Genomic DNA, 13000 nt, shown 5'->3' with positions numbered 1-13000 from the left:
CGATGTTCGACCGGATGAAGCTTCAGGTGCTCGCGAACCATGCGCGCGCCGCCGCTGAGAACATGGCGCATACGCTGCACCGCACGGCGCATTCCGCCTTCGTCAAGGAGACGGAGGATTTCACGGTGATGCTGATCAGCCGCAGCGGCGACACCTTCGCCGTGCCGATGGAGCTGGGCGCGACCTGGTATCCCGGCCTGTCCTGGGCGCCGGCGCTGGCGATGGTCGACGACTATAAGCCCGGCGACGTCGCCTTCACCAACGACCCCTATTCCTGCTTCGTCGCCACCCACGCGCCCGATACCCATCTCTGGAAGCCGGTCTTCCACGAGGGCGAGATCGTGGCCTGGACCGGCGGCCATATCCACAACACCGACATGGGCGGCGCAGTGCCGGCCTCGCTCTCGCGGGCACTGACCGAAATCCATCAGGAGGGCATCCGCTTTCCGCCGATGAAGCTCGTCAACGAAGGTGTCTTCGAGGAGCAGATCCTCAGGATCATGACGACCAATGTCCGCAAGCCGGACCTGAACATCGGCGACATCAAGGCCCTGGTCGGCGCGCTCAACACCGGCGAGCGCAAGGTGCTGGCCATGATCGAGAAGTTCGGCCGCGAGGCCTTCCTCGGCGGCGTCGAGGCGCTGCTCGACCATGCCGAGGCGCAGGCGCGCGAGGTGCTGTGCGGCATGCCGGACGGCACCTGGGAATTCGCGGATTATGCCGACGAGGATTCGGTCGAGGCCAATCCCTGCCGCCTGAAGCTCAAGCTCACCATCCGCGGCGACGAGGCGGTGCTGGATTTCACCGGCTCCGACCCGCAGCTCGCTTCCTCGCTCAACGTGCCGAGCGGCGGCAATCCGCGGCACACGATCCTGCTCGTCGGGGTCTATTACGTCCTCTACACGCTGAACCCGAAGATCCTGCTCAATACCGGCCTGACGCGCCCCTTCACCTGCATCGCGCCGGAGGGAACGGTGCTCAACCCGGTCTTCCCGGCCGCGGTCGGCATGCGCTCGCTGACCTGTGCCAGGCTCCGTTCCGTGATCTTCGGTGCGTTCTCGCAGGCCGTGCCGGAGCGTTTGCCCGCGGCGCCCGCCGGCAACAACTGCATCGTCAACGTGATGACGACGGACGAGCGCACGAGCCGGACCGTCATCGCCGCTGTGAACCCGGTGGTGGGCGGCGGCGGCGGCATGCCGCATCGCGACGGCACCAACGGCTCCGGTGCCGACGCGGCCTATCTCAAGAACACGCCCATCGAGATCACCGAGACCGAGACGCCGGTGGAATTCGTCAAATACGGGCTGGCCAAGGATAGCGGCGGCGCCGGGCGCTGGCGCGGCGGGCTTGCCACCGACATGGCCTTCCGCGTCTTCGCGCCGGACAGCCGCATCACCGCCCGCAATCGCGACCGCAGCTTCTTCCGGCCCTGGGGCGTGCTGGGCGGCCGGGCGGCAGGATTGTCGGACATGGTGGTCAATCCGGGTCAGCCGGAGGAGCGGCGGCTCGGCAATATCGACACCGCCGTCCTGCAGCCCGGCGATGTGCTGGAGATCCGCTCGGCCGGCGGTGGCGGCCGCGGCCATCCCTTCGACCGGGAGGCCTGGCGCGTGGTGCAGGATGTCGTGCGCGGCTATGTTTCGCCGGAAGCGGCGGAGCGGGATTATGGCGTCGTCACGCAGGACGGAGTCCTGGACGAGGAAGCGACGAAGGCGCGGCGCGCCGACCGAGCGCCCATCGCCGGCCACTTCCATTTCGGCCCGGAGCGCGAGGGCTACGAGGCGCAATGGACGCGGGACGCCTATGACAGGCTGACGGCGATCCTCGCCGGCCTGCCGATCCACTGGCGCTTCTTCGCGAAGACCGAGATCTTCCGCCGCATGAAGCGCAGGGCCGGCGCTGATGGTGTCGACGAGGCTTTTGCCGCGGCCAAGCTGCGGTTTCCCGAGATGCCGGAGCCACGGCTGGTCCATGCCGAGGCGGCCGAATGAGCACAGCCGCGAGCGAAGGGGCGGGCAGGCTGGTTCGATTGGCCGAGGTCGATCGCGCCCCGTTGTGCTTCTTCCTCGATGGCAGCGAGCACCGGGCTTTGACGGGCGACACCGTGCTCAGCGCGGTGCTGTCGGTCGCGTCGGCACTGCGCCGCTCGGAATTCGGCCCGGAGGCCCGTGCAGGCTTCTGTCTCATGGGAGCCTGCCAGGACTGCTGGATCTGGCAGGAGGATGGACCAAGGCTGCGGGCGTGCTCGACGCCGCTGGCCGAAGGCATGCGCCTCCTGTCCGACGCGCCGGGCGAATGGCCATGAGCGACGCGGCAGGACCGCGGGTCGTTGTCGTCGGGGCCGGGCCGGCTGGCATCCGGGCTGCCGAGGCACTCGTTGTCGGCGGGCTGATGCCCATCGTCATCGACGAGGGCGAGCGCGCCGGAGGCCAGATTTATCGCCGGCCGCCGCAGGGTTTCACGCGCCCGCCAGAGGCCCTCTATGGCTCCGAGGCTGCCAAGGCGATCGCGCTGCACCAGACCTTCGATTCCCTGGCGGCGGCCGGCAGCCTCCTTCATCATTCACGCAGTTCCGTCATCGCCATTGCGGACGGGCGATTGCAGGTCATTGGCGACGCAGGGGCGCGCTGGGTTTCCTATGACCGGCTGATCCTCGCTGCGGGAGCCATGGATCGCATCATGCCCGTGCCGGGCTGGGAGAATGCCGGCGTCTACGGGCTCGGCGCGATGCAGATCGCGCTGAAGGCGCAGGGGGCCGCGTTGGGACGGCGCATCGTGCTGGCCGGCTCCGGCCCGCTGCTCACACTGCTCGCGGTGCAATTGCTCAAGGCCGGAGGGCAGATCGCGGCGGTCCTCGATACCGCGTCCATGCGCCAGCAATTTCGCGGCTTCTCAGGCCTCTCGGCAAGGCCGCTCTTTGCCTTGCGCGGGTTGATGATGCGCCGGCGCCTGGCCGGACTCTACCATGCCGGCGTCCAGTTGGATCGCATCGAGGTGGATGAGCGCGGCCCGGTCGCCCTGTTCTGGCGCGATGAAGCGGGCCGGAGCCAGCGTACGGCCTGTGATGCGGTCGGCATGGGTTGGCACCTGCGGGCAGAGACCCGTCTTGCGGACCTGGCCGGCTGCGACTTCGCCTATGACGAGACCTGGCGGCAATGGCTGCCGCAGGCCGACGCCATGGGGCGGGCCGGACGCGGCGTCTATCTCGCCGGGGACGGGCTCAGGATACTCGGCGCCGATGGGGCCGAGGTCGCAGGGCGGCTCGCCGCGGCGGCCTGTCTGAAGGATCTCGGTCTGCCGGCACCGGACATGGCGGCGGATAAGCGCCGGTTGGCCCGGTTCGGCCGCTTCGCGCGCGGCGTCGCGGAGGCTTTTCCCTGGCCGGCCGAGACGGCGGCCGAATTGCCGGATGAGACGGTGGTCTGTCGTTGCGAAGGTGTTACGGCCGGCGAGTTGCGCCGGACCGTCGATTTTGGTGGTGGCGAGGTCAATCGCGTCAAATCGCTCGGGCGCGCCGGCATGGGGCGCTGCCAGGGCCGCTATTGCGAACTGGCCGCCGCGGAAATCGTCGCCGGCAGCGCGGGGCATGCTTGCGCGGCTGCGGCGGGCCGGCTGCGCGGACAAGCGCCGGTGAGGCCAGCGCCGATCGCTGCCCTGATTCAGGATGCGCCTGCCGACGGATAGGATCGAGAGCTCAGGCGCCGGGCGGGTGATTGAGGTCCCGGCAGGCGGCACGCAGGCAATTGCGCATCAGCTCATGGCTGGCCGAGAGTGGCCGGTCTTTGCTGGTCAGGATGGCGACGGGCACTTCGATCCGGGGTTCGAACGGCCGGGTCACGACGCCGTTGAACTGCTCCCAGGGCAGGAGACTGTCGACGATGGCGATGCCGAGCCCGTCCCGCACATAGGGCAGGGCCGTGATCGATAGGTCGATCTCGATCGCCGGGGCGTAAGCAAAATCTTCGGCCTCAGCCGATGCTGCCAGCAACCGTCCCGGCAACGTGTCGGCGCGGTAGGAAATCAGCGTCTCGTCGCAGATGTCGGCGAAGCAGACGCGGTCGAGCCCGGCCAGCCGATGCCCGGCCGACACGACGCAGACCAGCGTGGCGCGCCCGACCGTCTCGGCATGGATGCCCGCATGCGGCAGGTTGTTCATGGCGATGCCGAGGGAGACTTCGCCATTGCGCAGCATCTCGACGATGGATGTCTGCGAGGCGATGAGCGAGCGCACCACGATCTCGGGATGCTCCTCCCGGAAAGCGGTCAGGGCGCGCGGCACGATCGACATGGAAGGCGGAGCCGACGCGGCGAGCCGGACGAGGCCGGTGCGCCCGTGCCGCATGTCGACCGTCCGTCGCCTGAGCGCATCGAGCTCGCCGAAGATGTGCTCGGCCTGGGAGTACAGCTCCTCCGCCTCCTGCGTTGGCACAAGCCGGCCGCGCACGCGGTTGAACAGCTTGAAGCCGAGCTGGTCCTCGGCATGAAGCAGGATCTGGCTCAGGGCAGGCTGCGAGATGTTCAGCATCGCGGCCGCGCCGGTGACCGTGCCGCAGCGCATCAGCGTGCAGAAGACTTCGAGTTGGCGCGCCCGCATCTGTCCTCCCATCAACGGCGATAGCGCAGACATCGCCGCCGCCGGCGCGGATGTCCAGCCTCAACCGCCCTCGGGTTTGCTCCCGGTCTATCGCTGGTCCCAGCGATCCCGCATTTCGTAGAAGAGCACGGCGAGCGGCAGGAACCAGAGCTTGCCGAAATAGAGCGGGCGGCTGCGGAAGGGTAGATCGGAATAGGCGCTCGGCGCATCCGTGTTGCCGAGCATGCGCTGCGCGATCTTGTGGCCGAACCAGCTCGCCCGAGCGATGCCGGTGCCGTTGTAGCCGCAGGCATAGAAGACACCCTCCTGCTCGCCGAGATGGGGCAGCTTGTCGAAGGTGAAGCCGGTCTGGCCGTGCCAGTAATGGGTGATCGGCGTCCGTTCCAGCTGGGGGAAGACCTGCAGCATCTGCTTGCGCAGGTGCCCGGCATTGGCGTGGGCGACATTCTCCCCGGTCACCTTGAGCACGCGTCCGCCGAAAAGAATCCGGGTCCCGTCGGGCGAGGGGCGGTAATAGGTCACGACACGCTGGCTGCCCGCCAGCATGCGCCGCTTCGGCATGAGGCGATCCATCACCTCGGCCGGGAGCTGGCCGGTCGCGATCAGCGCACTGCGGATGGGAATGATCCGCCGCTGCAGGAAGGGCAGGAGCGCCCCGGTGTAACCGTTGGTCGCGACGAGCAGCTGCTTCGTCGCCGTCTTCTGTCGCCCGACGGAAAGGCTGAACCCGCCGGCCTGGGGCGAGATCGCCGTGACCCGGGCGCCGCTGACGATATGCACGCCGAGCCGCCGCGCGGCTTCGGCGAGACCCGCGACATAGCGGGCAGGATGTAGGCCGGCATAGCCGGGCATGGCGAGGCCACCATGGTAGAGTTCGGTGCCGATCTCGCCCTGCTGCTCGGCCCGCGGCACCAGGTAGGCATCGCAGGGCATGACCTGCCGGATGCGGTCGAGATTGCGCCCCATCGCCTCGTAGAGACGCGGCGTCATCGCTCCCCGGAAATAGCCGACCACCGCCAGATCGCAGTCAATGGCCTCCCGCGCCACCACATCCTTGACGTGCTGCAATGCGAGAAAACTCTCCTCGACGATGGCGCGCGCCTTGTCCGGGCCATAGGCCATCGCGGTGTCGAAGGTCGCCCAGCCGGGGCCGAGCATCCCGCCATTGCGGGAGGAGGCGCCCCAGCCGGGCGCTTCCGCGTCCAGCACGGTCACCTGCTTGCCGGCACGCGCCAGGGTCAGCGCGGCATTGAGGCCGGTGAAACCGGCGCCGACGACGGTGACGTCGCTCTGTGCGGGAAGTTCTACCGGGGCCTGCGCCGCGGGCCTCGCGGCGTCCCACCAATAGGGCGTGTCGACCGCGTCGTCGCTGAAGAACGGACCGGACAGGCGTGCCATGCGCGTAACCCTCAGGATGGCAGGATGCGCCGCAGGAAATCCTGCGTACGCGGATGCTGCGGCCGGCTCAGCACGGCTTCGGGCGAGCCCTGTTCGACGAGGACGCCGCCATCGAGGAACAGCACGCGGTCCGCGACCTCGCGGGCGAACCCCATCTCGTGGGTGACGACGACCATCGTCATGCCCTCGTCGGCAAGCGAGCGCATGACGGCGAGGACCTCTCCGACCAGCTCCGGGTCAAGCGCCGACGTCGGCTCGTCGAACAGGATGGCGTCGGGCTTCATGCCGAGCGCGCGGGCGATCGCGACACGTTGCTGCTGGCCGCCGGAGAGCTGGGCGGGATAGGCGTCGATCTTGGTGCCGAGCCCGACTCGCGTCAGCAGCTCACGCGAGCGGGCGAGAACCTTGTCGCGCGGCTCCTTCTTCACGAAGACCGGGCCTTCCGCGACGTTTTCGAGCGCTGTCCGATGTGGAAACAGGTTGAAGCGCTGGAAGACCATCGCGACGCGGGTCCGCACCTGGCGAATACTCGACGAGCCGGTGTCGACGCGCTCGCCATGCACGGTGATCTCGCCGCCCTGATAGGTCTCCAGGCCGTTGATGCAGCGCAGGAGCGTCGACTTGCCGGAACCGGACGGCCCGATGATGCAGACCACCTCACCCTTCTCGACCGCGAAGGAGACGTCGTGGATGACCTCGAGCGTGCCGAAGGATTTTCGGATGTTGCGCAGTTCGATGATGCTCATCGGGCCTGCCTCATGCGGCGTTCGAGCCAGCTGTTGAAGGCCGTGAGCGGCAAGCTCATGGCAAGGTAGATCAGCGCCACCAGCGTGAAGATCGTGGTGTTCTCGAAGGTCGAGGATGCCAGGAGCTTGCCCTGAAGCGACAGCTCCGCGACCGTGATCGTCGAGGCCAGCGAGGAATCCTTGAGCAGCATGACCATCGTGCTGCCATAGGGCGGCAGCGCCACGCGGATCGCCTGGGGCAGCACGACGCGCCGCATCAGCAGCCCCCAGCCCATGCCGATCGAGAGCGCGGCTTCCGTCTGCCCGCGGTCGATCGCCTCGATGCCGGCGCGGAAGACTTCGGCCATGTAGGGCGAATAGGCGATGCCGAGGCCGATGACGGCCGCCTGCACGGCGCTCAGCGACAGGCCGAGATCCGGCAGCACGAAATAGATGTAGAACAGGGTGACGATGCCGGGGATGCCGCGCACGATCACGATGATCGTGCGCGCCGTCCAGGCGAGCGGCGCGATGCCGCTCACCCGCATGAAGGCCCAGGCCAGGCCGAGCACCGTCGCGAGGACGAAGGCGCCGAGCGTGACCAGCAGAGTGAGGTAGACGCCCTGCATCAGGATCGGCAGATACGTCGGAACCTGGGTGAGAAAATGCGTCATGGCCGGATGGGACGCCTAGCGCTTAGAGACCCCACTTCTTCAGGATCGTCTCGAAGCGGCCATCCTTCTTCATGTTCGCGAGGCTGGTGTTTATCTTCGCCAGCAGCTCGGCATTGCCCTGCTTGACGGCGATGTTGATCGGCCCCGGCACCGAAGGTTTGTAGGACTTGACCAGCCGCAGCTGCGGGAAGCGCCCCTGCGCGAGATTGTAGGCCAGGATCGGATAGTCGCCGATGCCGGCGTCGAGGCGGCCGTTGGAGACGTCGCGCAGGATGTCGGGCAGGCTGTCATAGGCGTTCACCTCGGCCGGCGCGCCCGATGCCTTGAGGGCGTCGATATAGCGGGTGCCGATCTGGCCGCCGACCTTCTTTCCCTTGAGATCCTCGAAGCCGACATAGTCCTTGGCATCGCCCGACTGAACCACCAGACCCTCGCCATAGGCGTAGACGTCCTGGCTGAAGTCGACGACCTTGGCGCGCTCCGGAGAGCCGTACATGGCGGCGGAAATGATATCGATCTTGCCCGAGGTAAGAGAGGCGATCAGCGTCGAGAACTGCATCGGCTGGATTTCGACCTTGAAGCCGGCGTCCTTGCCGATTTCCTCGATCACGTCGACCATCATCCCCTGGATGGTATTGGTCTTGGCGTCGAGGAAGGTGAAGGGCGTCCCCGTCGGCGTTGAGCCGACCTTGTAGACTGTCTGTGCCTGGGCGGTCGCCGCGGCAATCATCATGCCGAGCGCTGCAACCGTTCTGAACCCGATCATCCCATTCCCCTTTTTGCGTTGAAGTTACCCAGAATCGGAGCCGGGCCATGCAGCATCCGTACCTGCCGGAGCGAACGACAAGACGGATTTGTTTCGGAACCATAAGACGGACTTATGCGGTTTGCTGCGAGCAGCACCGCCACCTAGAACTCCGCCACCTTGCCGAAGGCTGAGCCCTCCAGCCGCTCGGGCCGGTAGGGTCGCGGATCGACGATCGGCTTCGCGCCGGTCACGATATCCGCGATCATGTGACCTGCGCCCGGGCCGATCCCGAAGCCATGGCCGCTGAACCCGGCCGCGAGAATGAACCCCGGCAGGCCCGCGAGTTCGCCGATGGCCGGCACGCCATCCGGCGTACTGTCGATGTAGCCGGCCCAGCGTGCCGCGACCGGCACGGATTTGAGGCCCGGCAGCAGGCGCTGGGCGCGCGCGTGGGTCTCGGCGATCTGGCGCGGATCGGGCGTCGGGTCGAGGATGCGGTTGGCCTCCATGGGGGTGGGTGCGTCGAGCTTCCAGCGACCAAGCGTCTCGTGGCCGGCCTTCCAGCCTTCGAACCCGCCGATGGCGAGGCTGCGCCAGCGCCGCAGGAACATCGGCACGAACTGTCGGGCGAAGCGCAGTTGCTGCGGCGTGGGGTCAACGCGGGCACCGCCGCTGATGGCCAGCGTGTAGCCGCCATCGCTGCGCCGCGTCACCGAGACTGCGGCCGTATGCAGCGCGTCGGGCAGGCCGATTGCGCCTGGCGCGACGGACAGAATCGACGAGCGGACAGAAGATTGCGGGAAGCGAATGCCGTACTGGTTGAGGAAGGACGAGGCCCAGGCGCCACCCGCATGGATGACCGTCGCCGTGCGGATCGTGCCCTTCTCGGTCACGACGGCCGAGACGCGCCCGCCCTCCGTCTCAAGACCGCGCGCGGCGCAGAACTGATGTACGCTGCCGCCAGCCTTGAGGATGCCGCGCGCGATCACTGGCGCCGCGCGGGCGGGGTCAGCGGTGCCGTCCGTCGGCGAGAACACGCCGCCCTTCCAGCGCTTGCCGGTCGCGCTGCCGCGGGCCGAGGCTTCGTCAGCGGAGAGCATATGGGTGACGACACCCTCGCCGACCGCGAAATCGCGCCATTTCGCCCAGGCAGCCAGTTGCGCGTCGTCATCGCTCAGATAAAGCAGGCCGCAGCGCCGGAAGCCGAGATCCTCTCCGATCTCTTCGGCGAAGCGATCCCAGAGCGTGAGGCTTTCCGTCGCCATCGGCAGCTCGCGGGCATCGCGATTCTGCTGCCGGCACCAGCCCCAGTTGCGGCTCGACTGCTCGGCGCCAATGCGGCCCTTCTCGACGAGCGCGACCTTCAAGCCGCGGCGCGCGAGATAGTAGCCCGCGGAGACGCCGACGATGCCGCCGCCGATGATGACGACATCGGCACGCTCGGGCAGGGCAGGGCTGGTCTCGATCTCGGACAGTGGCGCTGGCATCGCGGTCTCCTTGCGGAGAGGAGACTATCCGCCGGCCACCGGGCATGTGCACCGCAGATCGGATCGCCGCAGCATTTCCTTCCGTTTCGACAGCCCAATTCTGCCATCGCTTGCGCCTGGCACCTGTTAGACACTGCGCATGGTTCGCGGCATGATCTGCTGCCGGAGCGCCGGGCCGGAAGGCGCGGCGTGGCCATCTGTCGATCGAAGGGGACCCCCATGAAGCTTGACCAGATCGACATCAAGATCCTCTACGAGCTGCAGAAGAATGGCCGGATCACCAATGTCGAGCTGGCCGAGCTGGTGAACCTGTCGCCGAGCCCCTGCCTGATGCGCGTCAAGAAGCTGCAGCAGGACGGCTACATCACCGGCTATTCCGCCCGCATCAATATCGGCAAGCTCGGCCAGACGCTGACGGTCTTCACCGAGGTGACGCTCAAGAACCACCGGCAGATCGATTTCGCGCGCTTCCTTGCCGCCATCGAGAAGCTCGACCAGGTGATCGAATGCCATCTGGTCTCGGGCGGCTACGACTATCTCGTCAAGTTCGTCACCAGCGGCATCATCGAATACCAGACGCTGATGGAGCGGCTGATCGACCTCGACATCGGCATCGACAAGTATTTCAGCTTCGTCGTGCTGAAATCGCCGATCGTGAAGCCGCATATGCCACTGACCAGCCTGTTCCCGGTTACGGCGACGAGCTAGGCCCTGCTGATCTCGCGCGGACAGGCCGTCATCCCGGGCTTGACCCGGGATCCATCGTGGAGTGCAGATCTTATGATGGATTCCGGATCTGCGCCGCTTCGTGGCTTGTCCGGAATGGCGGCGTGCTTCCTTGGGAAAGCTCAGCGTTTTGCGAAGGCGGCTACGAGTTCCGGATCGCGTTCGAGCTTGTCGAGCCAGGATGGGTCGAGCTTGGGCACCGAGGACATCAGCAGCCGCGCATAGGGGTGGCCGCCGGCCTTGCCGACCTGGTCGGCCGGCAACTGCTCGACCTTTACGCCGCGATACATCACCGCGACCTCGTCGCAGATCGCCTGCACCGTCGTCAGGTCATGGCTGATGAAGAGGTAGGACAGGCCGAGTTCGCGCTGCAGGTCTTTCAGCAATTCGATGATGGCCGCGGCCACCACGGTGTCGAGCGCGGAGGTGATCTCGTCGCAGAGGATCAGTTCGGGATCGGCGGCGAGCGCGCGTGCCAGGTTCACGCGCTGCTTCTGCCCGCCCGACAATTCGCTTGGCAGCCGATGCTTAAGCGCACGCGGCAGATGCACCAGTTCGAGCAGGCGGTCGATGCGCGCATCGCGGGCGGCGCCGCGCAGGCCATGGTAGAAGGTGAGCGGCCGGCCCAGGATGTCCTCGATCGACTTGGCCGGGTTGAGCGCGGTATCGGCCGACTGGAACACGATCTGGAGCTTGCGCAATTCATCGGCGCTGCGGTCCTGCGCCCGCGGCGCCATCGGCTTGCCGTTGAAGGCGATCGTGCCTGAGGAGGGCGGGATGATGCCGGCGATGGAGCGGGCGAGCGTCGATTTTCCGCAGCCGGACTCGCCGATGATGCCGAGATTGCGCCCGCGCTCCAGCTTGAAGCTGACCTTGTCGACGGCCAGGATCAGCGGCGTTCCATCCGCCTGCAGCTTGCCGTAACCGGCGCTGATGGATGCAAGTTCGAGCACGGGGCGGGGAGCCGCGCCTTCCGGGCTCGCCACCTGTGCAGGGACGCGGCCGGGCGGCGCGAAGGCTGCGAGTAATTCCTGGGTGTAGGGGTGTTTCGGCGCCGACAATATCTGTGCAGTGGCACCGATCTCCTGGATGACGCCGCCTTTCAGGACGACGATGCGGTCGGCGATCTGCGCGACGACGGCCAGATCGTGCGAGACATAGACGCCGGCCATCCGGCTCTGGCGCATCACGGATTTGAAGGCGCGCAGGACTTCGATCTGCGTGGTGACGTCCAGCGCCGTCGTCGGCTCGTCGAAGATCACGACCTTCGGATCGCCAATGAGAGCCATGGCCGCTGACAAACGCTGCAACTGGCCGCCGGAAACCTGGTGCGGATAGCGCCCGCCGATCGTCTCCGGCGAGGGCAGGGACAGTGCTCGGAACAGGTCCACCGCCTTGGCCTCGGCCTCGGCACGCGGCATCAGTTCATGGATGCGGGTGATCTCGATCACCTGGTCCATGATCCGCTGCGCCGGATTGAAGGCGGCGGCCGCGCTCTGCGGCACATAGGAGACCGTGACGCCACGGACCTTCGCTCGCTCCTTCTCGGGCAAGCCGGCCATGTCGCGGCCGTTGACGCGGACGCTGCCACCGGTGATGCGGCAGCCCGCGCGGGTGTAGCCGAGCAGGGTCAGCGCGATCGTGGTCTTGCCCGAGCCGCTCTCGCCGATCAGCGCGACGATCTCGCCGGGCGCGATCTCGAAGCTTACCCCCTTGATGATCTCGACGCGGCGGCCGGCATCGGTGGTCGCTTCGACCTTCAGGTCCCGGATTTCGACGAGAGGACTCATCATTCGCTCCGGTCGCGGATTTTCTGCGGCAGGTTGTCGATCAGCATGTTCACCGCGATCGTCAGGCTCGCGATAGCGAAGGAGGGCGCCATCACGGCCGGCGAGCCGAAGGGCAGGCCGCCGATATTCTCGCGCACCAGCGAACCCCAATCGGCCTCCGGCGGCTGCACGCCGAGCCCGAGGAAGGACAGGCCGGACAGGAGCAGCACGATGAAGACGAAACGCAGGCCGACATCGGCCAGCACCGGGCCGATGATGTTCGGCAGGATTTCCGCGCGGATCAGGTAGCTCAGTTTCTCGCCGCGAATGCGTGCCACCGTGACGAAATCCGCAGTGTTGACGTTGACCGCGAGCGCCCTGGCGAAGCGATAGGAGCCGGGCGTGTAGATGATGCCGAGGATCAGCATCAGCACGGGGATCGAGGAGCCGACGCCGGCAACGGCGACGAGAGCGAACAGCTTGCTGGGGATCGAGCTCAACGCATCGATGAAGCGGCTCAGCGCCGTATCGAACCAGCCGCCGGTCACGGCCGCAGCCATGCCGAGCGTGACGCCGATGCTGCAGGCGATCAAGGTGGCGGCCAGCGATATGCCGACCGTGTAGCGCGCGCCGAACAGGATGCGCGAGAGCATGTCGCGCCCGAGATAGTCGGTGCCGAGCGGAAACTGCAGGCTCATCGGGCCGAAATAGTCGGTGTCGACGATGTCGCTGATGCCGTGGGGCGTGACATAGGGCGCGAGGATCGCGATCAGCGCCCAGGCGAGGATGACGATCAGGCTGATCCAGCCGGTGAGGTTGAACCGATACCCGGCGCGGCGCTGGCTGGCGGTTGTCGTATTGGCTGCGTCGATGGCCATG

The 13000-nt window shown here is 67.1% G+C and carries 12 protein-coding genes; 4 read left to right on the top strand and 8 right to left on the bottom strand.

Translation table 11 applies throughout. The annotated features are described in order from the left end of the window. Positions 1–2: 2 nt before the first annotated feature. From AB4Z10_RS18865 to AB4Z10_RS18855, 3 genes are read left to right on the top strand one after another with little or no spacing between them, the layout of a single operon-like run. Entirely contained in the window at positions 3–1991 is a 1989-nt protein-coding gene (locus tag AB4Z10_RS18865; protein WP_441471921.1) for a hydantoinase B/oxoprolinase family protein, read from the top strand. Continuing rightward, complete coding sequence (locus AB4Z10_RS18860) at positions 1988–2305, top strand: (2Fe-2S)-binding protein (protein WP_441471920.1); 318 nt, start codon at positions 1988–1990, stop codon at positions 2303–2305. Before AB4Z10_RS18865 ends, AB4Z10_RS18860 begins: the two co-directional genes overlap by 4 nt. After that, the gene (locus AB4Z10_RS18855) at positions 2302–3684 is read left to right on the top strand and encodes an FAD/NAD(P)-dependent oxidoreductase (RefSeq protein ID WP_441471919.1); all 1383 of its coding nucleotides are present in this window, start codon (positions 2302–2304) and stop codon (positions 3682–3684) included. The genes AB4Z10_RS18860 and AB4Z10_RS18855 overlap by 4 nt, the downstream gene beginning before the upstream one ends. A gap of 10 nt (positions 3685–3694) precedes the next feature. Here the strand turns inward: AB4Z10_RS18855 and AB4Z10_RS18850 are convergent, their stop codons facing one another. The 6 genes from AB4Z10_RS18850 to AB4Z10_RS18825 all read right to left on the bottom strand — a co-directional run bounded on the left by AB4Z10_RS18850 (position 3695) and on the right by AB4Z10_RS18825 (position 9626). Continuing rightward, positions 3695–4594, bottom strand: a complete 900-nt coding sequence (locus AB4Z10_RS18850) for a LysR family transcriptional regulator (protein WP_441471918.1) — start codon at positions 4592–4594, stop codon at positions 3695–3697. Positions 4595–4681: 87 nt separating this feature from the next. Further along, positions 4682–5992 (bottom strand): NAD(P)/FAD-dependent oxidoreductase, encoded by a 1311-nt coding sequence (locus AB4Z10_RS18845; protein WP_441471917.1) that lies wholly within the window; start codon positions 5990–5992, stop codon positions 4682–4684. 11 nt (positions 5993–6003) lie between these two features. Then, on the bottom strand, positions 6004–6732 hold the full coding sequence (locus tag AB4Z10_RS18840) for an amino acid ABC transporter ATP-binding protein (protein ID WP_441471971.1): 729 nt from the start codon (positions 6730–6732) through the stop codon (positions 6004–6006). A 2-nt stretch (positions 6733–6734) separates the two neighbouring features. Then, the gene (locus tag AB4Z10_RS18835; RefSeq protein WP_441471916.1) at positions 6735–7391 is read right to left on the bottom strand and encodes an amino acid ABC transporter permease; all 657 of its coding nucleotides are present in this window, start codon (positions 7389–7391) and stop codon (positions 6735–6737) included. Positions 7392–7413: 22 nt separating this feature from the next. Next, positions 7414–8157: an ABC transporter substrate-binding protein gene (locus AB4Z10_RS18830; RefSeq protein WP_441471915.1), complete on the bottom strand. Its 744-nt coding sequence runs from the start codon at positions 8155–8157 to the stop codon at positions 7414–7416. Positions 8158–8300: 143 nt separating this feature from the next. Then, the gene (locus tag AB4Z10_RS18825) at positions 8301–9626 is read right to left on the bottom strand and encodes an NAD(P)/FAD-dependent oxidoreductase (protein WP_441471914.1); all 1326 of its coding nucleotides are present in this window, start codon (positions 9624–9626) and stop codon (positions 8301–8303) included. 219 nt (positions 9627–9845) lie between these two features. On the opposite strand from AB4Z10_RS18825, the gene AB4Z10_RS18820 reads away from it, so the two are divergent. Beyond that, positions 9846–10334 carry an Lrp/AsnC family transcriptional regulator gene (locus tag AB4Z10_RS18820; RefSeq protein ID WP_199086284.1) on the top strand — a complete coding sequence of 163 codons (489 nt, stop codon included), beginning with the start codon at positions 9846–9848 and terminating at the stop codon, positions 10332–10334. Between the two features lie 140 nt (positions 10335–10474). Here the strand turns inward: AB4Z10_RS18820 and AB4Z10_RS18815 are convergent, their stop codons facing one another. Together AB4Z10_RS18815 and AB4Z10_RS18810 are read right to left on the bottom strand one after the other, a co-directional pair. Then, on the bottom strand, positions 10475–12142 hold the full coding sequence (locus tag AB4Z10_RS18815) for an ABC transporter ATP-binding protein (protein WP_441471913.1): 1668 nt from the start codon (positions 12140–12142) through the stop codon (positions 10475–10477). Beyond that, on the bottom strand, positions 12142–12999 hold the full coding sequence (locus AB4Z10_RS18810) for an ABC transporter permease (protein ID WP_199086288.1): 858 nt from the start codon (positions 12997–12999) through the stop codon (positions 12142–12144). The genes AB4Z10_RS18815 and AB4Z10_RS18810 overlap by 1 nt, the downstream gene beginning before the upstream one ends. Position 13000 lies beyond the last annotated feature (1 nt).

The sequence above is a fragment of the Allobosea sp. RAF48 genome (genome assembly GCF_052114025.1).
Classification (GTDB): Bacteria; Pseudomonadota; Alphaproteobacteria; order Rhizobiales; family Beijerinckiaceae; genus Allobosea.
The sequence above is the reverse complement of the archived record's forward strand: the minus strand, read 5'-3'. Positions and strand labels throughout refer to the sequence as shown.

Coding starts and splice junctions, on each gene's coding strand:
- AB4Z10_RS18865 (WP_441471921.1), top strand. CDS start 3: ATGTTCGACCGGATGAAGCTTCAGGTGCTCGCGAACCATGCGCGCGCC.
- AB4Z10_RS18860 (WP_441471920.1), top strand. CDS start 1,988: ATGAGCACAGCCGCGAGCGAAGGGGCGGGCAGGCTGGTTCGATTGGCC.
- AB4Z10_RS18855 (WP_441471919.1), top strand. CDS start 2,302: ATGAGCGACGCGGCAGGACCGCGGGTCGTTGTCGTCGGGGCCGGGCCG.
- AB4Z10_RS18850 (WP_441471918.1), bottom strand. CDS start 4,594: ATGCGGGCGCGCCAACTCGAAGTCTTCTGCACGCTGATGCGCTGCGGC.
- AB4Z10_RS18845 (WP_441471917.1), bottom strand. CDS start 5,992: ATGGCACGCCTGTCCGGTCCGTTCTTCAGCGACGACGCGGTCGACACG.
- AB4Z10_RS18835 (WP_441471916.1), bottom strand. CDS start 7,391: ATGACGCATTTTCTCACCCAGGTTCCGACGTATCTGCCGATCCTGATG.
- AB4Z10_RS18830 (WP_441471915.1), bottom strand. CDS start 8,157: ATGATCGGGTTCAGAACGGTTGCAGCGCTCGGCATGATGATTGCCGCG.
- AB4Z10_RS18825 (WP_441471914.1), bottom strand. CDS start 9,626: ATGCCAGCGCCACTGTCCGAGATCGAGACCAGCCCTGCCCTGCCCGAG.
- AB4Z10_RS18820 (WP_199086284.1), top strand. CDS start 9,846: ATGAAGCTTGACCAGATCGACATCAAGATCCTCTACGAGCTGCAGAAG.
- AB4Z10_RS18815 (WP_441471913.1), bottom strand. CDS start 12,142: ATGAGTCCTCTCGTCGAAATCCGGGACCTGAAGGTCGAAGCGACCACC.
- AB4Z10_RS18810 (WP_199086288.1), bottom strand. CDS start 12,999: ATGGCCATCGACGCAGCCAATACGACAACCGCCAGCCAGCGCCGCGCC.